At 57.8% G+C, this 20,494-nt stretch carries 19 protein-coding genes; 8 read left to right on the forward strand and 11 right to left on the reverse strand.

Annotated elements, in window-relative coordinates:
• Nucleotides 1-23: 23 nt before the first annotated feature.
• On the reverse strand, nucleotides 24-1,238 hold the full coding sequence (locus RQI55_RS14865) for a ubiquinone biosynthesis hydroxylase (protein WP_243258087.1): 1,215 nt from the start codon (nucleotides 1,236-1,238) through the stop codon (nucleotides 24-26).
• Between the two features lie 86 nt (nucleotides 1,239-1,324).
• Here RQI55_RS14865 and tesB point away from each other — a divergent pair, with 86 nt between their 5' ends.
• The 6 genes from tesB to RQI55_RS14895 all read left to right on the forward strand — a co-directional run bounded on the left by tesB (nucleotide 1,325) and on the right by RQI55_RS14895 (nucleotide 8,735).
• A complete protein-coding gene (tesB, locus tag RQI55_RS14870) occupies nucleotides 1,325-2,209 on the forward strand; it encodes an acyl-CoA thioesterase II (protein WP_243258088.1) in 885 nt (294 codons plus the stop codon).
• A 212-nt stretch (nucleotides 2,210-2,421) separates the two neighbouring features.
• Nucleotides 2,422-2,772 (forward strand): P-II family nitrogen regulator, encoded by a 351-nt coding sequence (locus RQI55_RS14875; protein ID WP_279290545.1) that lies wholly within the window; start codon nucleotides 2,422-2,424, stop codon nucleotides 2,770-2,772.
• A gap of 28 nt (nucleotides 2,773-2,800) precedes the next feature.
• Nucleotides 2,801-4,222, forward strand: coding sequence for an ammonium transporter (locus tag RQI55_RS14880; protein ID WP_243258090.1), 1,422 nt, complete (start codon nucleotides 2,801-2,803; stop codon nucleotides 4,220-4,222).
• Nucleotides 4,223-4,418: 196 nt separating this feature from the next.
• Nucleotides 4,419-7,049, forward strand: a complete 2,631-nt coding sequence (locus tag RQI55_RS14885) for a DNA translocase FtsK (RefSeq protein WP_311273130.1) — start codon at nucleotides 4,419-4,421, stop codon at nucleotides 7,047-7,049.
• Between the two features lie 145 nt (nucleotides 7,050-7,194).
• Nucleotides 7,195-7,857: an outer membrane lipoprotein carrier protein LolA gene (locus tag RQI55_RS14890; protein WP_243258092.1), complete on the forward strand. Its 663-nt coding sequence runs from the start codon at nucleotides 7,195-7,197 to the stop codon at nucleotides 7,855-7,857.
• 74 nt (nucleotides 7,858-7,931) lie between these two features.
• Nucleotides 7,932-8,735 carry an exodeoxyribonuclease III gene (locus tag RQI55_RS14895; protein WP_042615580.1) on the forward strand — a complete coding sequence of 268 codons (804 nt, stop codon included), beginning with the start codon at nucleotides 7,932-7,934 and terminating at the stop codon, nucleotides 8,733-8,735.
• 4 nt (nucleotides 8,736-8,739) lie between these two features.
• Here the strand turns inward: RQI55_RS14895 and RQI55_RS14900 are convergent, their stop codons facing one another.
• Together RQI55_RS14900 and RQI55_RS14905 are read right to left on the reverse strand one after the other, a co-directional pair.
• The gene (locus RQI55_RS14900) at nucleotides 8,740-9,195 is read right to left on the reverse strand and encodes a cyclic nucleotide-binding domain-containing protein (protein WP_192065262.1); all 456 of its coding nucleotides are present in this window, start codon (nucleotides 9,193-9,195) and stop codon (nucleotides 8,740-8,742) included.
• An 87-nt stretch (nucleotides 9,196-9,282) separates the two neighbouring features.
• Entirely contained in the window at nucleotides 9,283-9,966 is a 684-nt protein-coding gene (locus tag RQI55_RS14905) for a response regulator transcription factor (RefSeq protein WP_042615582.1), read from the reverse strand.
• Nucleotides 9,967-10,162: 196 nt separating this feature from the next.
• On the opposite strand from RQI55_RS14905, the gene RQI55_RS14910 reads away from it, so the two are divergent.
• A complete protein-coding gene (locus RQI55_RS14910; protein ID WP_243258093.1) occupies nucleotides 10,163-10,711 on the forward strand; it encodes a L,D-transpeptidase in 549 nt (182 codons plus the stop codon).
• A gap of 43 nt (nucleotides 10,712-10,754) precedes the next feature.
• Here the strand turns inward: RQI55_RS14910 and leuC are convergent, their stop codons facing one another.
• Nucleotides 10,755-12,164: a 3-isopropylmalate dehydratase large subunit gene (gene leuC / locus RQI55_RS14915; RefSeq protein ID WP_243258094.1), complete on the reverse strand. Its 1,410-nt coding sequence runs from the start codon at nucleotides 12,162-12,164 to the stop codon at nucleotides 10,755-10,757.
• Between the two features lie 400 nt (nucleotides 12,165-12,564).
• Between leuC and RQI55_RS14920 the strand changes: the two genes are divergently transcribed.
• Nucleotides 12,565-13,854 (forward strand): MFS transporter, encoded by a 1,290-nt coding sequence (locus tag RQI55_RS14920; protein ID WP_243258095.1) that lies wholly within the window; start codon nucleotides 12,565-12,567, stop codon nucleotides 13,852-13,854.
• Nucleotides 13,855-13,916: 62 nt separating this feature from the next.
• On the opposite strand, the gene RQI55_RS14925 is transcribed toward RQI55_RS14920, so the two are convergent.
• The 7 genes from RQI55_RS14925 to RQI55_RS14955 form a co-directional block, all read right to left on the reverse strand.
• The gene (locus RQI55_RS14925; RefSeq protein WP_243258096.1) at nucleotides 13,917-14,759 is read right to left on the reverse strand and encodes an amino acid ABC transporter permease; all 843 of its coding nucleotides are present in this window, start codon (nucleotides 14,757-14,759) and stop codon (nucleotides 13,917-13,919) included.
• Between the two features lie 3 nt (nucleotides 14,760-14,762).
• Entirely contained in the window at nucleotides 14,763-15,545 is a 783-nt protein-coding gene (locus RQI55_RS14930) for a transporter substrate-binding domain-containing protein (protein ID WP_243258193.1), read from the reverse strand.
• A 101-nt stretch (nucleotides 15,546-15,646) separates the two neighbouring features.
• Entirely contained in the window at nucleotides 15,647-16,441 is a 795-nt protein-coding gene (locus RQI55_RS14935; protein WP_243258097.1) for an ABC transporter ATP-binding protein, read from the reverse strand.
• Nucleotides 16,438-17,319, reverse strand: a complete 882-nt coding sequence (locus RQI55_RS14940) for an ABC transporter permease (RefSeq protein WP_243258098.1) — start codon at nucleotides 17,317-17,319, stop codon at nucleotides 16,438-16,440. Before RQI55_RS14940 ends, RQI55_RS14935 begins: the two co-directional genes overlap by 4 nt.
• Nucleotides 17,320-17,437: 118 nt before the next feature.
• Nucleotides 17,438-18,391 carry an ABC transporter substrate-binding protein gene (locus RQI55_RS14945; RefSeq protein WP_243258099.1) on the reverse strand — a complete coding sequence of 318 codons (954 nt, stop codon included), beginning with the start codon at nucleotides 18,389-18,391 and terminating at the stop codon, nucleotides 17,438-17,440.
• Between the two features lie 99 nt (nucleotides 18,392-18,490).
• Nucleotides 18,491-19,666 carry a 23S rRNA (adenine(2503)-C(2))-methyltransferase RlmN gene (gene rlmN, locus RQI55_RS14950; RefSeq protein ID WP_243258194.1) on the reverse strand — a complete coding sequence of 392 codons (1,176 nt, stop codon included), beginning with the start codon at nucleotides 19,664-19,666 and terminating at the stop codon, nucleotides 18,491-18,493.
• Between the two features lie 266 nt (nucleotides 19,667-19,932).
• The gene (locus tag RQI55_RS14955) at nucleotides 19,933-20,436 is read right to left on the reverse strand and encodes an invasion associated locus B family protein (RefSeq protein ID WP_042615591.1); all 504 of its coding nucleotides are present in this window, start codon (nucleotides 20,434-20,436) and stop codon (nucleotides 19,933-19,935) included.
• Nucleotides 20,437-20,494: the final 58 nt, after the last annotated feature.

Below are 20,494 nucleotides of genomic sequence, written 5' to 3' on the forward strand. Positions count from 1 at the left end.
CATATCAGCGCCGAATCACCGGGTCAAAGTGGCTGACCGGCCAGCAATCTCGGCCCGCCCTTATCCTGGGTGCCTGCCGCCTGACCGATGAAATAGGATTTGAGGCCCGGAATGCGGTCCACAATCCCCAGCCCGAAATCACGCGCCACGCGGATCGGGCCGACATCGTTGGAAAACAGCCGGTTCAGCACATCGGTGGTGATGCCCATGCGCACCGTATCGAACCTGCGCCAGGACTGGTAACGCTCCAGCACGTTCAGCGACCCGATATCAAGGCCCAAGCGATCTGCCTCCACAATCGTTTCGGCAAGCGCGGCAACGTCCTTGAAGCCGAGATTGAGGCCTTGGCCCGAAATCGGATGAATGCCATGGGCGGCATCGCCCGCCAGCGCCAGACGCGGGGCCACAAATGCCCGTGCAAGGGTGAGGCCGAGCGGAAATGCCCGCCTTGGACCCACGGGCCTGATGGCACCGAGCTTGTGGCCGAAACGGCGCTCCAGCTCTTCTTCGAAGACGAGATCATCAGCCGCGACCAGCTGGTCCGCATCGGCAGTCCGTTCCGTCCAGACCAGCGAGGAGCGATTGCCCTTCAACGGCAGAATGGCGAAGGGGCCGGAGGGCAGGAAATGCTCTTCCGCGCAGCCATTGTGCGGGCGCTCATGTTCCACAGTCGTGACGATGCCGGATTGGTCATAGGCCCAATGGACCGTCTTGATGCCCGCCATGTCGCGCAGGGCAGAGCGAACGCCATCACAGGCAACCAGCAGCCTTGTTTCCAGCGTCGAGCCATCGGCCAATGTCACCAGATTGCAGCGGGGACCGGCATCGAAGCCGGAAACGCTTGACCCGTGGCGAATGGTAACGCCCATGCGCTCGCAAAGGCCGCGCAAGGCACCGACCATGGCAACATTCGGCACCATATGCGCGAAAGGCTGGCCTTCGGCGACATCGCCATCGAATGTCAGAAACACGGGCCGCACGGGGTCTGATGTTTTCGAATCAGTGACGATCATCCTGTTGATCGCCTGCGCCTCAGGAAGCAACTCGTCCCAAATGCCGAACACGTCCAACATGCGCGAGGCCGCAGCAATGATGGCCGATGCGCGCATGTCCTTTTTCCAGACATCCTCAGGCGCTGCTTCGATGACCTGCACTTCCATGTGCGGTGCAGCCTGCTTGATGGCGACCGCAACGCCAAGACCGACATATCCGCCGCCAGCAATCACCACATCAAGCATCACGTCATCTCCTGCATTCTTGTGAATATCACGCGGGCACTATAGACCATCCATTCTGGTCTTCCTACAGCTGGAGCATGTCGAAAATGTCGCGCCCTTTTGAAAATTCTGCGCCGCTGGAAAATCTCATCTCCACGCTGGACCTCGAAAAACTGGAAGAAAACCTGTTTCGTGGCACCAGCCCGCAGGTTGGCTGGCAGCGGGTTTTCGGTGGGCAGGTCATCGCGCAGGCGCTGATGGCAGCCCAAAGAACCGTCAGCGCCGAGCGTTTCGTCCACTCGCTGCACGCCTATTTCATGCGCCCCGGAGACCCGCTGGTTCCCATCATCTATCAGGTGGACCGCATTCGTGATGGCGCGAGTTTTGCCACACGCCGCATCGTCGCCATCCAGCACGGCAAGGCGATTTTTTCGATGTCTGCCTCGCTCCAGATCGATGAAGGCGGCTTTGACCATCAGGCAAAGATGCCTGACATCCCTCAGCCAGAGCAATTGATGAGCGAAGACCAGATGCGCGATGCGTTTCTGGCAAAAGCGCCGCCTGCCATTCGCAAATATTGGGAAAACAAGCGCCCCATCGAGATCAGGCCCGTGTCCCTGACGCATTATATTTCCAGGGAGAAACTAGAACCAGAGCAAAACATCTGGGTGCGCGCCGTGGGTGCCGTGCCGGATGACCGGCACTATCAGGCTGCCGTTCTGGCCTATCTTTCCGATATGACCCTGCTCGACACGTCGCTTTACGCTCATGGCACGACGATCTTCGATCCGGCCATTCAGGCAGCCAGCCTTGACCACGCCATGTGGTTTCACCGCCCCTGCAAACTGGATGACTGGCTGCTCTACGCCCAGGACAGCCCCAGCGCATCCGGCGCACGTGGCCTGACACGCGGAAGCCTGTTTACCCGCGACGGCATGCTCGTCGCCTCGATGGCCCAGGAAGGCCTGATCCGCAAAACAGCAAATGATTAGTTTTTAGGCATTTTTCAAAAATTGCCCACCAATTGCGCGACACTTGCGCAAAGCGCTGCCTGTTTTTCAGTCTTATTTATTATTCCTATTGTAAATCAATAGGTTAGAAACGCGACCATCAAACTGGCACGCGCCTTGAATGTATGGTTTCAGTCGCTGTTATCGATCAGCCAGCGTCGAGGAGAATCGGCACTGCCGAGGACAAACAAAGGATGGGAAACCAGATGAAAATTGTGATGGCCGTTATCAAGCCGTTCAAGCTGGACGAGGTGCGCGAAGCGCTTACCGCTGTTGGTATCCAGGGCCTGACTGTGACCGAGGTGAAGGGTTACGGGCGCCAGAAGGGGCATACCGAAATTTATCGCGGCACCGAATATGCGGTCAGCTTTCTTCCAAAGTTGAAGATCGAAATCGCCGTTGCTTCCGATCTCGTCGAGAAGGCCGTCGAGGCTATCGCGGCATCTGCAAAGACGGGGCAGATCGGTGATGGCAAGATCTTTGTCTACTCGATTGAACAGGCCGTGCGCATCCGTACCGGCGAAACCAACACAGAAGCGCTTTAAGCTCGGCTGACAGGGGAGTTTTCAAACCATGCAATTCAACAGGATTTCCACACTCGGTCGGCTCAGCGCTGGCGCGGCGGCGCTCCTTGCCCCCGCTTTGGCCTTTGCGCAGGATGCCGCAGCCCCGGTTGTTGCCGCAGCGGCGCCAGCAATGACGGTCGACAAGGGTGATACGACCTGGATGATGATTTCCACCATCCTCGTCCTCTTGATGATCGTTCCCGGTCTGGCGTTGTTTTACGGCGGTCTCGTTCGCACCAAGAACATGCTGTCTGTCCTGATGCAGGTCATGATGATTGCGGCTGTCGCCATGCTCATCTGGGTCACCTACGGCTATTCGCTGGCCTTCACCGATGGCGGCTCGCTCAACAGCTTTGTCGGCGGCCTTTCCAAGATGTTCCTGGCGGGCGTCGATACGACGACACTGTCGGAAACCTTCACCAAGGGTGCAGCGATCCCGGAAATCGTCTTCGTCTGCTTCCAGATGACGTTCGCAGCCATTACCCCGGCGCTGATCGTTGGTGCGTTTGCTGAACGTATCAAGTTCTCTGCGGTGATCCTGTTTACGATCCTCTGGCTGACCTTCGTCTACTTCCCGATTGCGCACATGGTCTGGTTCTGGGGCGGCCCAAGCGCCTTTGACGGCCCGACTGGCCTGATCTTCAGCTTCGGCGCAATCGACTTTGCGGGCGGCACCGTTGTTCACATCAACGCAGGCGTTGCAGGTCTCGTCGGCGCAATCATGATTGGCAAGCGCACAGGCTTCGGCAAGGACATGATGGCTCCGCACTCCATGACCCTCACCATGGTCGGCGCTGCCCTTCTGTGGGTGGGCTGGTTCGGCTTCAACGCCGGTTCCAACCTGGAAGCAAACGCCTATGCTGGCCTCGCCATGATCAACACCTTCGTTGCCACGGCGGCGGCCATCGTTTCCTGGGCACTCGTTGAAAACTTCACACGCGGAAAAGCCTCCATGCTGGGCGCTGCTTCCGGTGCTGTCGCCGGCCTCGTTGTCGTCACCCCTGCTGCCGGTTTCGTCGGTCCAATGGGCGCGATCATCATGGGTCTGGTTGTTTCCCCAGTGTGCTACTTCTTCGTTTCGACGGTGAAGAACAAGTTCGGCTACGATGACACGGCAGACGTGTTCGGCGTGCACGGCGTCGGCGGCATCATCGGCGCTCTGCTGACAGGTGTTTTCGTCAACCCAGCACTCGGTGGCGCAGGCATCGTTGATTATTCGACAGCTGACTTCGCTGCCAGCTACGCAGGCACGGCAACGCAGGTCTGGGCGCAGCTCAAGGGCGTTCTCGTCACCGTTGCATGGTCTGGCATCGGTTCGATCATCCTCTACAAGGTGGTAGACCTCGTCGTTGGCCTGCGTGTTCCGGTGGAAGCCGAACGCGAAGGTCTCGATCTCGCCACCCACGGCGAAGCGGCTTACCACTCTTAAGGCCAGCCCGCTTTACTATAAGACACGCGAAAGCCCGGCCACCGCCGGGCTTTTTGCATTTCCGGGCCCTGAATATCAGCAGAATGTGCATGGTTAATGCCATGTTAACCAGCGACCCGCTATTTTGGCCTGTCATCCCGTCTGCGTCAGCTCTGGCGCGGACCCCGGAAGCAACTAGGAACGACAGGTTCAGAATATGGACAGAGTGACTTCTCCGACATTCGATGGTCGTGATAACCGCTTCGTGCTGACGGCATTCGTTGTGCGCCAGATATTGGCCCTGTGTGGTTTCGCCGTGCTGGGCGTACTGGCGTTCGGCATCACGGCATTGGCCACCTGGAATGTCGCAGACCCCAGCCTGTCCTATGCCACGGGCAATGCGCCGACCAATCTGCTCGGCCACAGCGGCGCGATTTTTGCCGATATCATGATGCAGTTTCTAGGCCTGTCGGCGCTGATCGCCATGCTGCCGATCCTTGCCTGGTCATTCGCTCTGATTTCCGGCCGAAAGTTCAGCCGCATTCCTGCCCGCCTGGTGGCCTGGGTGAGCGGCGCCTTCATCGCTTCTGCCTCGCTCGGTTGCTTTCCAGCACCTTTGACATGGCCGCTGCCCAACGGCATTGGCGGCGTCATCGGTGATATGATCCTGCGTTTCCCAGCCCTCTTCATTGGCGCCTACCCGACAGGCACTTTCGCCACAGTCCTTGGCAGCCTCTTTGCAATACCGGCTGCATGGCTGATGCTGTTTGCCTCGGGGCTTCTTGGCGCACCGGATGAAGAAGACGAGCTCATCGTTGCCCAAGCCTCCACGCCCAGCAAGGCCCGCAAGGTGCAGGAAGCGGTTGACGAGGAAGACGACGACAGCAATGGCTTCTTCGGCAGCCTTTTGGCTTTCGGCGCACTCACCCATTACTGGTACATCGCACAGGCCCGCTTCCGCCGTCTGTTTGGCCTGAAGCCAAAGTCGATGCGCAACGAGTTCGAACAGCCCTATGATTTCAATGATTATGAATTCGGTACGCTGAACGAGCCATCACGCCTGAAAACTGCCATGAACAGGCTGGAGCGCGCCGAGCCATCCTTTGAAGAACGCGCCGAGGCCCGCGCACGGCGCGACGTTGCCCCGCCATCGATCTCAATGGACGATGACAACAATAACGACGAAGACGATGATAGCCTGCCTGATGGCGTCCTGTCCGGCGATGCCAAGTTTGCCGCCCGCCCTGCCGCTGGCCAAACCCGAATCACGCCGCCATCCGCCCGGCCCAAACCCAGCGAACGCCTTGCCCGCGATGCGCAACCCTCCTTCATTGCCAGAGACGGCTTCCAGCTTCCCTCTGTCCATCTTCTGGCCGAGCCGAAAAGCGTTGTTCGCGACAACACGCTGAATGCAGATGTTCTGGAAAAGAACGCCCGCAGACTGGAAGGCGTTCTGGAAGATTTCGGCGTCAAGGGCGAGATCATTCACGTGCGTCCCGGCCCCGTGGTCACCATGTACGAGCTTGAACCCGCACCGGGTATCAAGTCCTCGCGTGTCATCGGCCTTGCCGATGATATCGCCCGCTCGATGAGCGCCATTGCCGCCCGCGTGGCCGTGGTGCCTGGCCGCAACGCCATCGGCATCGAACTGCCGAACAAGATCCGTGAAACCGTCTATCTGCGGGAATTGATCGCCTCGCGCGATTTCGAGAACAACAAGGCCAAGCTGCCCATGTCGCTCGGCAAGACCATTGGCGGTGAAGCCGTGATCGCCGATCTGGCCAAGATGCCGCATCTGCTGGTCGCCGGCACCACCGGCTCCGGTAAATCCGTTGCCATCAACACCATGATTCTTTCGCTGCTCTACCGCATGACGCCGGAGCAGTGCCGCCTCATCATGATCGACCCAAAAATGCTGGAACTCTCCGTCTATGACGGCATTCCGCATCTGCTGTCTCCCGTCGTTACCGATCCGAAAAAGGCCGTTGTCGCGCTGAAATGGACCGTGCGCGAGATGGAAGAGCGCTACAAGAAAATGTCGAAGATCGGTGTGCGCAACATCGATGGCTTCAACACCCGCGTTCAGCAGGCGTTGGACAAGGGCGAAGTGCTGACGCGCACAGTACAGACCGGCTTTGACCGCCAGACCGGCGAAGCCATGTACGAGACGGAAGAATTCGACCTGAAGCCGCTGCCCTACATCGTCGTTATCATCGACGAAATGGCCGACCTGATGATGGTGGCGGGCAAGGATATCGAAGGTGCCGTCCAGCGTCTGGCGCAGATGGCGCGTGCCGCCGGCATTCACGTCATCATGGCCACGCAGCGTCCGTCCGTCGACGTGATCACCGGCACGATCAAGGCCAACTTCCCGACCCGCATTTCCTTCCAGGTCACCTCCAAGATCGACAGCCGCACGATCCTCGGTGAACAGGGTGCCGAACAGCTGCTTGGCATGGGTGATATGCTCTATATGGCGGGCGGCGGGCGCATTCAGCGTGTGCACGGTCCATTCGTGGCCGATAATGAGGTCGAAGACATCGTCGCCTACCTTAAGACTCAAGGGTCACCGGAATATCTCGAATCCATCACCGAAGAGGATGAAGACGAGGATGGTGGCGGCCCATCTGGCACCGGCAACATGGCTGAATCTGACGATCCCTATGATCAGGCTGTCGCCGTGGTGCTCCGCGACGGAAAGGCATCCACATCCTACGTTCAGCGTCGACTGGGCATCGGCTATAACCGTGCTGCTTCACTCATCGAGCGCATGGAGCAGGAAGGTATCATCGGCCCAGCAAACCATGCTGGAAAACGCGAGATTCTCGTGCCGACAGAGCAGGATTGATACGCGAGCCCAGACGTGCCAGTTCACGCTGATGTCAGCAACCAAGACGGCGTTCCGGCATTATACACGGTGGCGATATACCCCATGGCGATGTCATGAAGCCGCCGCGTTTTTTTGGCAAGAAATGGCGATGAAGGAGAAAAGAATGAAAAACAACGTCCCGGTCGCTTCCGCGCAGCCTTTCAGCCTTGATGGCACAATGACGCGTCGCGGCCTGATGACCCTGTTTTCTGCAACGGCAGCGATGGCGGCTTTGCAGCCGCTGCACGCTTTTGCGCAGGACGCGACGGCCCAGAAAATTGCCAACCACTTCTCCTCCGTCAAAACCATGATGGGAGAGTTCGTGCAATTTGGTCCACGCGGCGAACAGACGGGCGGAAAGTTCTATATTGCGCGTCCGGGCAAGCTGCGCTTCAACTATGAAGACCCATCGCCGATGCGCGTCATTTCCGACGGCAAGAACGTGGTGATCGGCAACAACAAGCTGAAAACCTGGGATCTCTATCCCCTTTCCAAGACGCCGCTCAGCCTTCTCCTGTCCGACAAGATCGATCTTGGCAACCAGAAGGTCCGCGACGTCAAACAGGAAACCGACCTGACAACGATTGTTCTTGGCGACAAGAGCATATTCGGTGATTCGACCATCACGCTGATGTTCGATCCCAAGACCTTCGATCTGCGCCAATGGACCACGACGGATGCGCAGAACAAGGATACGACAGTGATGATCTTCAACGTCCAGACCGGCATGGCGCTGGACGACAAGGTGTTCGCGATCAATTACGAGGAAGTCCGCGGTCGCGGTTGAGAAAAGAATTCCCGTTTCCGGCTTGATGTTATAAGCCTGCCTCCACCGTTCAGACGGATCAATGGAGTGCAGGCATGACCTTTTCGATAACCACCTGGAACATCAACTCGGTACGGCTGCGCATGCCGATCGTCGAGCAGTTTCTGGTGCGTTATAACCCCGATGTGCTATGCCTTCAGGAAACCAAGTGCCCCAATGGTGAGTTTCCGCTCAAGCCCTTGAAGGCGCTCGGCTACAACCATGTCATCATCCATGGCCAGAAGGGCTATCACGGCGTCGCAATCGCCTCGAAACTGCCGCTGACCGAAGACCACCGACAGGATTATTGCGGCATTGGCGATGCGCGCCACATCTCCGGTATTGTTCAGGTCGGTTCTCGCAAAATCCGTCTTCACAATTTCTATGTTCCGGCAGGCGGCGATGAGCCGGATCGTTCGATCAACCCGAAATTCGGCCACAAGCTTGATTTTATCGAGGAAATGAAGGCGTTGAGCGCCGACGGCGTGCCCGGCACATCCTCCATCCTCGTTGGCGACTTGAACATCGCGCCGCTGGAACACGATGTCTGGTCGCACAAGCAACTCTTGAAGATCGTCAGCCACACGCCGGTTGAGACCGAAGGTCTGCTGGAGATCATGAAGAAGGGCAACTGGCTCGATCTGATGCGCCTCAATGTGCCAGAGACCGAAAAAATCTACACCTGGTGGAGCTACCGCGCCAAGGATTGGGAAGCGGCCAATCGCGGTCGTCGTCTCGACCATATTTGGTCGTCGCAGGACCTCGGCCCTTCTCTGGATCGCATCGAGATCCTGCGCGAAGCCCGCGGCTGGAACCGGCCATCGGACCACGTTCCCGTCACGGCACATTTCAAGTTCTAAGGTTTTATGAGAAGCGGCCCTGAAGGGCTGCGGCACCGGATGACAAGGCCGCGATATTGTCGCGAATGCGCGTCAGGACAACGTCGGCCACATCAGGGAATTCTTCGATCATGCGGTGGAAGAGGATGCGCGTGATGCGGATGACCTCAGAATCCTCATGCGCAACCGCCGTATATTTGCGCTCGCAGAGCGTAAACAGCGCAAGCTCTGACAACAGTGAACCCGCCTGGGGCCGCGCCTGAAGCTCAGGCTTTCCCTGACGACCAGTGCTGTAGAGATCAAACCCACCACGCGCAATGACGAAGCCGCATTCGGCTGGAGAATGCTCACGGAACAGGGCCTGCCCCTCGGCAATCCTGCGCCGCTCGGCACCGAAGGCAATCAGACGCAACTGGTCGTCGCTGAAGCCCTGAAACAGGGGCACCTGCGACAGAAGCTGGATATCGTCATTCAATGCCATAACGTTCGAAGCCCCCACAGCTGATCACAGCTCTGGTTTTCGAACAACGGCGCGGCCAAGACAAGGGCCGCACCGCCAGATTTATCGTTACGGCACAATCTTGTAGCCACCATTCTCGGTGACCAGCAGTTCTGCGTTGGATGGGTCGCGCTCGATCTTCTGGCGCAGGCGATAAACATGGGTTTCCAGCGTGTGCGTGGTGACGCCGGAATTATAACCCCAGACCTCTTCTAGAAGCACATCACGCGTCACAACCGCGTTGCCGGCACGGTAGAGATAGCGGATGATCGCGGCTTCCTTTTCGGTCAGACGGATCTTCTTGCCGTCATCCGATGTCAGCAGCTTCTGGCTCGGCTTGAACTGGTAAGGACCAACGGTGAAAACGGCGTCTTCGCTCTGCTCATACTGGCGAAGCTGTGCACGCACCCGCGCCAGCAGAACGGCAAAACGAAATGGCTTCGTAACATAGTCGTTGGCGCCAGCTTCCAGACCAAGGATCGTATCGGAGTCCGTGTCATGGCCGGTCAACATGATAATCGGTGCCTTGAAGCCATTCTTGCGCATGATCTTGACGGCTTCGCGCCCATCCATGTCAGGCAGACCAACGTCCATAATCAAGAGATCAACCTGCGTTGATTTTGTCGTCTGGATCGCAGCATTGGCGTTGGCACCCGTCAGAAGATTGAATTCTTCATAAGGGGACAATTGCTCGGCAAGTGTCTCGCGCAGATCGTCATCGTCGTCGACCAAAAGAAGTGTACGGGCCGTCATGGGATATCTCAGCCTTTCTTGTTACATTGAAAGCATATCGCACAAGCGTATCTTGCGATCGTCATGGTGCGCGTGCTTTCTACATTCGTGAGCCAATTCAGCGATTTGATGCCGCAACGTCAACCCTTTGTCACTCTATAACACTGCGCCCGGAGGTAACGTTGCCACACCTGCAAAGCAAAATCTCGTGAGAACCATGCCGACACGCAAAATAAAGCAGCCAAAGAAGACTCTGGAATTACGGGTTCGCGCCGCACCGCGCAACAAAAGCCGCGCATTGCTGCAACTGGGCCACCTCATTTTTCAGGCGGCTATCGGCCGCAACGGGCGAACGGCACTTAAACGCGAAGGCGATCGCAAAACGCCGATCACGACGATGGCTGTGCTCTACGGCTTCCACAGAGGTGACAGAATGACCGCCTTGAACACATCGCTGCCGATGTATCGCACGCGGTCGAACATGTTGTGGTGTGATGCACCATCAGATCCCAATTACAACAGGCTCGTCACGGCACCCTTCAAGGCAAGCCATGAGGAAATGCGCCGTCAGGATGGTCTCTACGATGTCTGCCTCGTGCTCGACTGGAACGTCACATCACGCCGCCGCAATCTGGGGTCGGCCATTTTCATGCATATGATCCGCCCGGGCTATGAACCGACAGCGGGATGCGTGGCACTTCATCCAAGAGACATGCGCCGCATTCTGCCCCATCTGCGCAAGGGCACGAAAATCACTGTCTGTTAGAAAGGGCCGGGAGTAGTTTCCTGCTCCCGGCCCTCGTCACAATTTAGCGCCAGTCGCGAACATCCACGAAATGCCCAGCAACCGCAGCAGCTGCAGCCATTGCAGGCGACACAAGATGCGTGCGGCTCTTATAGCCCTGACGTCCCTCGAAGTTGCGGTTGGACGTGGAGGCGCAACGTTCGCCCGGCGCAAGCCGGTCGTCATTCATGGCAAGACACATAGAGCAGCCCGGTTCGCGCCACTCAAAGCCCGCCTCCAGGAAAATCCTGTCCAGACCTTCCTTCTCGGCCTGTTCCTTCACAAGACCAGAGCCGGGAACGATCATGGCAGAGACGGTGGACGCGACCTTGCGACCCTCGACGATTTTGGCCGCAGCCCGCAGATCTTCGATGCGACCATTGGTGCAGGAGCCGATGAAGACGCGGTCGATGGCGATGTCGGTCATCTTGGTGCCGGGCTTCAGGCCCATATATTCCAGCGCGCGCTGCTTGGAATTGCGCTTGTTCTCATCCTCGATGGCGGCTGGATCCGGCACTTCTCCCTGCACGGAAACTACATCCTCAGGCGACGAACCCCAGGAGACGATGGGCGGCAGGTTCGCAGCGTTCAGCACGACAACCTTGTCGTAATGCGCGCCTTCATCGGATTTCAGCGTTTTCCAATAGGCGATGGCCTGTTCCAGAACCTCACCCTGCGGAGCGCGTGGCTTGCCCTTGATGTATTCGAATGTCGTCTCATCAGGCGCGACAAGGCCAGCGCGGGCGCCGCCTTCAATGGTCATGTTGCAGACCGTCATACGGCCTTCCATCGACAGTGAGCGGATCGCTTCACCTGCAAATTCGATGACGTGGCCCGTACCACCGGCAGTGCCGATCTCGCCAATAATGGCAAGGATGATATCCTTTGCAGTCACACCATCAGGAACCTTGCCATCCACACGCACCAGCATGTTCTTGGCTTTCTTCTGGATCAGCGTCTGCGTTGCCAGAACGTGCTCGACTTCAGAGGTGCCGATACCGTGCGCCAGCGCGCCGAACGCGCCGTGGGTGGATGTATGGCTGTCACCGCACACGATTGTCATGCCCGGCAGCGTGAAACCCTGCTCCGGCCCAACGATGTGGACGATGCCCTGACGCTTGTCGCGCTCGGAATAATATTCAACGCCAAATTCCGCAGCGTTCTGTGCCAGCGCCTCAACCTGCACACGGCTTTCCTCATTCTTGATACCCTCAAGACGGTCGGCAGTGGTTGGCACGTTGTGGTCGACAACGGCCAAAGTGCGGGATGGCGAATGAACGGGACGACCGGCAAGGCGCAAGCCTTCAAAGGCCTGCGGGCTGGTCACCTCATGCACAAGGTGACGGTCGATGTAGAGAAGACAGGTTCCATCCGAGTCGCGATTAACGACGTGATCATCCCAGATTTTATCGTAGAGGGTGCGGGGTGCGCTCATGGCTGTATCCATCGATTTTGAAAAATGAGTTCGGGTCGCAGCAAAACGGTCAAGCTCTCAGGAGAGCTTTCAGGCAATCGTAAGTCGACCGCCAAGAGCGCCGGAAATGCGCGCAAAGAAACGTGCCGGCAGACGCTTATGGTCTTGCAGCACGAAAACGTTCTGAGCGAGGCATCCGAATTTTGATCCCATTCGTTCGTCATACCAGATCGGATAATCCTCGGCAATATTGCCATCACGGCAGAAATACGCCGCTCTCCGTCCATTAGAGGTGGATAAAACAGCCTTCTCATTCGTTAGGACTGTCAGTACCTGTTCACGATGTCATAACGTGGTCGTGAAGGCGGGGGCCGTGATCACGCAAGGCTGCGCTTCGGTGCAGCCAGAAGGAGGATACGTTTTGGTATCTGAAAAGGCGCTAATTTCAAAAATCACCTGGCGGCTGATGCCGTTTCTAGGCCTGCTCTATCTCATCGCCTATATCGACCGACAGAATGTCAGCTATGCCAAGCTGCAAATGGTGGGCGATCTGGGTTTGAGCGAATACGCCTATGGACTCGGGGCATCGCTGTTCTTCATCGGCTATTTCATCTTCGAAGTGCCCAGCAACCTGCTGTTGACGCGCTTTGGCGCCAGCCGCTGGTTTGCCCGCATCATCATCTCGTGGGGAGCCGTCACAATCGCGCTCGCATTCACCAGCAGCCAGACCATGTTCTATATTCTGCGCTTCCTGCTCGGTGCCTGTGAAGCGGGCTTCTTCCCCGGCGTTCTCTACCTCCTCACCATCTGGTTCCCGCGGGATTATCGAGGACGCATGGTTGGCCTCTTCATGATCTTCAGCGCCCTTGCCAACGCCATCGGTGCACCGCTGGGTGGCATGTTGCTCGATCTGGATGGCGTCATGGGTCTGGCTGGCTGGGAGTGGGTGTTCCTTGCAACAGGCGTTCCGGCAGTCATCGCCGGTATCTTCACGATCTTCTATCTCGACGACACGCCGGAAAAGGCCAAGTTTCTGACCCAGGACGAGAAGAACTGGCTGAAAGACCGCATCGCGTCCGAAAATTCGCACATGGAAGAAAGCGCCGAGAACGGCTTCAAGGCGCTCATCAATCCGCAGGTGCTGTTCATGTCGCTCTGCTTCGTGGGCTTTCCTCTCGCGGCTTATGGCCTCAGCTACTGGCTGCCCACCATCGTCAAGAGCTTCGGCGTCTCCAACACCACCAACGGCTTCATCAACATCATCCCATGGATTGGTGTGGCGATTGCGCTCTATGTGGTGCCTTCGGCAGCGGACCGTTCGCAAAGCAAGATCCCCTTCATCGTCGGCCCGGCCTTCATAGGCGCATTCTGCCTGTTGATGTCGGCGCTTGTCACCACGCCTGTCGTGCAGTTCACATTCCTCTGCATCGCCGCCGCCGGTATCTTTGCCGGACAGCCGGTGTTCTGGAGCCTGCCGGGTCGTTTCCTCAAAGGTGCAGGTGCCGCAGCAGGCCTCGCTGCCATCAACTCGGTCGGCAATCTCGGCGGCTTCGTTGCGCAGAATGTCGTGCCGTGGATCAAGGATGAAACCGGCAGCACAATCGCGCCGATGTTCTTCCTGTCAGCCTGCCTTGCGGTCGCCGGTGTGCTGGTCATCATCGCCGGTCGCATGATTGCGAAACAGACGAAGGCTCAGGACGCCCGAGCCTGATCAACCATTTGCAGTCGCTGGTTTTAGATGTGGCCAGCGACGGCAGCTCTGTCTTTTGAAAGCTACCCGAGCGGGCTGCGGCGCATGGATTTTTCCACACGCCGCAGCACAAGCGAAAGCCCGACGGTCAGAATGAGATAGATGTAAGCGACGATCGAATAGGTCTCGAAAAACCGGAACGAGCCCGCCGCATAGACCTTCCCGAGTTGCGTGACATCCATGACGCCCAGAACCGAGACGAGCGAACTGTCTTTCACCATCGACACGAAGTCGTTGGAAAGCGGCGGGAAGATCGTGCGGATCGCCTGCGGAAAAATGACAAGGCGGAAGCGTTGGGCGCGGCCCAGTCCCAGCGCCTTGGCAGCCTCGATCTGACCCTGATCCACGGCCTCGATTCCGGCCCGAAAAATCTCGGCGATAAAGGCAGCGTAGCAGATCGTCAGCGCCAGAATGGCCCGCCATGTCAGGGAAAAATCCCGCACCAGCACAGGATCCAGCCACCCACCCTCGATCAACGGCGTCATCAGCCAGTTGATCAGGCTGACAATCGCGGGCGCACCCACGAAAGCCACGTAGAACAGCACGACGAGAACGGGAATGCCGCGGATGGTTTCGATGTAGAAACGGGATATCTGACGCAGAATGATGCTGTCAGCCATGCCCAGCATTGCAATTGCCAGCCCCCACAGGGACGCCAGCGCAAATGCCACCAGCGTCACGAACACGGTCATGCCCACACCTTTGATGACGGTGGAGAAGACCTGCGCGTAAATACCGTTAATGGCGATCAGAACGGCCAGCACCGATCCGATGCCGATCATCGCCACCAGCCACCAGGGAAAGTCATCCTCGGCGGCAGACGATGTCCGGGCGCTCACGCCACTGCCTTTGCGGCTTGAACCCATGAACTATTCGCCAAGCTTGTAGTCCAGAAACCACTTTTTATCGAGCGCGGCAAAGGTCCCATCCGCTTTCAAGGCGGCAATCGCGGCGTTGATCGGCGCAGACAAGTCTGACCCCTTCTTGAAGATGAAGCCAAAATCATCGCCACCCAGCGGGCCACCAATCAGCTTCAGCGTGCCACCGGAGGCATCGACATAGCCCTTGCCCGCCACGCCATCGGTCAGAACCAGATCGACATCGCCGGTTTTCAGCGCCTGAACAGTCGCCCCGAAGGTTTCCATAAGCTTCACCCGCGGGTTTTGCTCGTTACCGTCAAGCACATCATAGATGATGGTATAGAACGGCGTCGTACCCGCCTGCGCGCCCGCCAAAGCCTTATCCATCGCGCCAAAGCTCTTGGCGTCGGTAAAGCGCGTCTCGTCGGCGCGCACCAGCATAAACATTTCAGACCGCATATAAGGATCGGAGAAGTCGACCTGTTGCTTGCGGTCTTCCTTGATGCTGATGCCGGTCATGCCGATATCGTATTGCCCTGATGAAACAGCGGGGATCATCGCATCCCAGGACGCGTTCTGATACGAAACCTTGGCGTTCAGCCGTTTTGCAATCTCGTTCATCGCATCATATTCCCAGCCAATCGCATTGCCGGATTTTGGATCGACAAATTGCAGCGGTGGATAGGCGTTCTCGGTCACGACCACGATCTCCCGACCTTTTAGGTCTGGCAGCTCAGCTGAAAATGCCAGCACTGGCAGAAAAAGCGCGGTCGAAACGGCGGCAAGGAACATGCGTCTGAACAAGGGAATATCTCCTGCTGGAATACCCCACGAAAATGGCATGGTTTTGCAGCAGGAGGCAAGGCGTCACGCAGGCGTGGCTGACCTCCGGATTACCCGATCAACAGCTCATCATCATCAAGCGTCTGGCCGCGTATGTTGCGGAACATCTCGATCAGGTCTTCCACTTGCAGACCCTTGCGGCTCTCACCTGACACATCGAGAACAATTTCACCGGCATGCAGCATGATGGTTCGGTCGCCATAATCCAGCGCCTGACGCATGGAGTGGGTCACCATCAATGTCGTCAATTTGCGCTCTTCCACGACTTTCTGCGTCAGCTGCATCACGAATTCGGCCATGCCGGGATCCAGCGCTGCGGTATGCTCATCCAGCAGCAGAACGTCTGACCCGGCAAGCGTTGCCATGACCAGCGATACGGCTTGACGCTGGCCACCGGACAAAAGGTCCATGCGGTCCTTCAGTCGGTTTTCGAGGCCGAGGTTCAGCGATGCGATGCGCTCCTGGAAGAACGCACGCCTGCCACCGCCAAGGGCTGGCAAGAGACCACGTGTCTTGCCGCGGGCAGCGGCAAGGGCGAGGTTCTCTTCGATGGTCAGGGCACCGCAGCTACCAGCAAGCGGGTCCTGAAACACACGGGCGACCTGCCCGGCACGATTGGCCGTTGGCTTGCGCGTAACGTCCACCCCGCCAATCGTGACCTTACCGGCGGTTGGCAAGACATCACCCGCCAGCACACCCAGCAAGGTCGATTTTCCGGCGCCGTTGGAACCGATGACAGTCACGAAGGAGCCGTTTTCAATCGTCAGATCGATCTTTGCGAGAGCCTGCTTTTGCAGCGGCGTGCCGCGCCCGAAGATGACTTGAATATCGGAAAGCGAAATCATGACGATGCTCCTCCACGGCGCAGGCGCGGCAAGATCAGCGCGACGGCGACCAGCACCGCAGTCACGAAATTGAGGTCGGAGGCCTTCAAGCCGAGGGAATCGCTCGACAGTGCCAGCTGAATGGCAAGCCGGTAAGCGATGGAGCCAAAGACGCAGCCGATCAGCGCAATCAGAATTCCGCGTGAGCCAAACAGCGTCTCACCGATGATCACGGCCGCAAGCCCGACAACGATGGTGCCGACACCGGCTGTCACATCCGCAAAACCGTTGGTCTGCGCAAACAAGGCGCCACCAAGCGCGACAAGCGCGTTGGACAGCGCCATGCCGAGATAGATCTGGTTGCCGGTCTTCACGCCCTGTGCCCGCGCCATGCGGGCATTGGCACCGGTGGCACGCATGGCAAGGCCCGCATCACTTTCCAGAAAGCGCCATACGATGAGAACAGCGACCACCACCAGCACGCCGACAAAGAGCGGGCGGAGCAGATAGTCCGAAATGCCTAGACCATAGAAGGGCTCAATGACGGTATCCTGATTGAGAAGCGCCACATTGGGCTTGCCCATGACCCGCAGATTGACGGAAAAGAGGGCAATCATGGTCAGGATCGAGGCCAGGAGGTTGAGAATCTTGAAGCGGACATTCAGCACCGCTGTCACCATTCCAGCCGCTGCCCCCGCAACCATGGCCACGCCCGTGGCGACCCAAGGGTTGAACTCCGCGACAATCAGCACCGCAGCCACGGCTGCACCCAGCGGAAACGAACCGTCAACCGTCAGATCGGGGAAATCGAGGACGCGGAAGGCCAGATAAACGCCGATAGCGATAAAGGCGAAAACCAGCCCCAGCTCGACAGCACCCCAAAAGGCGATTTGACTCACGGTAGAATTCCTTGGGTTGTCGCCCCCCATCCGGAGGGCTGCAATTCAGCAGCCATCAGACTGCCATTCTGGCGGCAAACCTCTCTCGCGTCAGTATGAGGCGAGAGAGGTTGATGGCTTACTCGATGATCTTGGTTGCGCGCTTCGTGACGCTCTCAGGGAAAGTCACGCCTGCCATGGCAGCGGCCTTCTTGTTGAGAACGAGATCGGTGCCGACGGCGAGCGTTGCAGGAATATCGCCAGGCTTTTCACCTTTGAGAATGCGAACAACGACCGCACCGGTCTGCTTGCCCACATCAAAATAGTTGAAGCCGAGAGCGGCCACTGCACCGCGAGCCACGGAATCCGTATCGGCTGCAAAAAGCGGGATCTTGGCTTCGCTTGCGACACCGGCTGCGGCTTCAAAAGCAGAAACGATCGTGTTGTCGGTTGGCACGTAGATCACGTCAGCCTTGCCCACCAATGCGCGGGTCGCACCCTGCACTTCGGCAGACTTTGTGGCAACGGATTCGACAACGGTCAGACCCACCTTCGCCGCTTCGCTCTTCAACAGTTCAAGCGTTGAAACCGAGTTGGCTTCGGCCGAATTGTAGATGAAGCCGATGGACTTGGCGTTTGGCGTGATTTCCTTGATCAGTGCCAAATGCTCGGCAACCGGCAGCATGTCAGAAAGGCCGGTCACATTACGGCCGGGCTTGTCCATGGACTTGATCAGCTGCGCACCGACAGGGTCAGACACCGCGGTGAAGACGATTGGAATATCACGGGTGGCGGCCACGACGGCCTGTGCCGATGGCGTGGAAATCGGAACGATGACATTTGGGGCATCGCCCACGAACTGGCGTGCGATCTGCGAAGCCGTGCCAGGATTGCCCTGCGCGGACTGGTAGACGAATTTCAGGTTTTCGCCTTCCTTGTAACCGGCCTCGGCAAGTGCTGCCTTGACGCCATCACGCGCGGCATCCAGTGCAGGATGCTCAACGATGGCAGTGACGGCAACGGTGACATCCTCTGCCTTGGCAGGGGCTGCAAGGGCTGTCGCCGTCGCAAGTGCCAGAATGAGTGCGCGCATGGTGTATTCCTCCTGATGTTTCGCTTTTACCGCCCTCTTTAAGAAAGGGTTTATGCGAAATCAATCATGCAGACCGGGGCGCACCCATCAATTCTTGTTCTATTCGTCGTCTGCGCCGTGATTGGCGATCATCATCGCCTCAAATGCCATGCGCTCAGTCTTGCGCATGCGCTCGGATTCCGACTTCAATTGACCACAGGCCGCAAGAATGTCACGCCCGCGCGGGGTGCGGATTGGCGAAGCATAGCCAGCCTGATTGATGAAATCGGCAAACTTCTCGATCTGCTCCCAATCGGAGCACTGGTAGTTCGTGCCGGGCCATGGGTTGAACGGAATGAGATTGATCTTGGCCGGGACACCCTTCAAGAGCTGCGTCAGCATCTTGGCGTCTTCCAGACTGTCATTGACGTCCTTCAGCATCACATATTCAAAGGTGATGCGGCGGGCATTCGACACGCCGGGATAGTTGCGGCAGGCTTCGATCAGCTCTTTCAGCGGATACTTCTTGTTGATCGGCACGAGCATGTCGCGCAACTCATCGCGCACGGCATGCAGCGAGATGGCCAGCATCACACCAATTTCATCGCCGGTACGGAAGATTTCCGGCACGACGCCCGAGGTCGACAGCGTCACGCGACGCTTGGAAAGCGACAGGCCGTCACCATCGGTAGCGATCAGCAGTGCCGTTTTCACGTGTTCGAAATTATAAAGCGGCTCGCCCATTCCCATCATCACGATGTTGGAAACCTTGCGGCCTTCGGCGGGCATGATCGTGCCCTGCGGTGCTTCCCGGTCGGGAAAGTCACCCAGACGGTCGCGCGCGACCAGAAGCTGCGCCAGAATTTCTTCTGCCGTCAGATTGCGCACCAGACGCTGCGTTCCGGTGTGACAGAAGGAACAGGTCAGCGAACAGCCGACCTGGCTGGAAATGCACAGCGTGCCGCGTCCTTCTTCAGGAATATAGACCGTTTCGATTTCAACCGGACGGCCTGCGCCGCGTGGCGGAAAGCGCATCAGCCATTTGCGGGTGCCATCGTTGGAAACCTGTTCTTCCACGATCTCAGGCCGCGAAATGGTAAAGTGTGCCTTCAGCTTTTCGCGCAGATCCTTGGCCACATTGGTCATGTGGTCGAAATCGGAGACGCCGCGGACATAGAGCCAGTTCCACAGCTGGCTCACGCGCATCTTGGTCTGCTTCTGCGGCACACCGATTTCCATCAGCGCATCTGCCATCTCTTCCCGCGTAATGCCAATCAATGACGGCTTGCCGTCCATGAGATCGGCATTGGCAACAATCGGGCTCTTGATTGCCAGACCGGCGGTCGCTTCCAATACGGACATTGTCTTATCCCATCAGCCATTGCAGTGCGAAACCGCGCGAAACAAGCGGCGGATGGTCGTCTGCATGTGGAGAAAATTCAAAGGCAAGGCACGTCTTGCGCACCCACCTGTTTGTGTTGACGCGCCTTTAGCACCAAAACAGTCAAAACGCAAATGGCCGGTCAAGGACCGGCCACCGCAAAATCTAAAACCAAACCGCCTTACTTGCAGCTTTCAACCTGCTTCAGCGCCGCCGAGATGCCCGAAAGCGAATAGGCATAGTTGGTGGCAGTGCCACGGGCAGATGTTGCCTTGACCGTCATGGACTTGCCAGTCTTCATGGCTGCGACCAGTGCCGGCTCTTCAGCAGCGTTCTCAACCCAGGCGGCCTTGTCCTTGGTGAACATCACGAAGTTCTTGTTATCGATGGTCACATTGACCTTGGAGCCTTCGCGCAGGCTGTAGCCGACCATGGCCTGTGGCTCATAGGAAATGTTCTGGCCCGGGCGCTGCGAAACGATAAAGAAGATATCGCCGTGATCAACGCTCGCGGGTTCCTTGGTCGTTGGGATCGAAAGAACATAGCAAACGGTGCTGTTACCCGACTTGTACGAATAGGCACCCCATGCATTGAACTGCTGGATGCGCGTGGGCGACTGTGCAGAGGCTATGCTGACACTGGTCAGCAAAATGGCGACTGCGGTTGCTACACTTCTTACAAACATTGAATTTCCTGCCGGGTTATTGTCTTCCAGTTGGCCGAACGGCTGTGCCGGGCCGATG

The organism is Rhizobium sp. WCS2018Hpa-16 (genome assembly GCF_031843705.1).
GTDB classification, from domain to species: domain Bacteria; phylum Pseudomonadota; class Alphaproteobacteria; order Rhizobiales; family Rhizobiaceae; genus Agrobacterium; species Agrobacterium tumefaciens_C.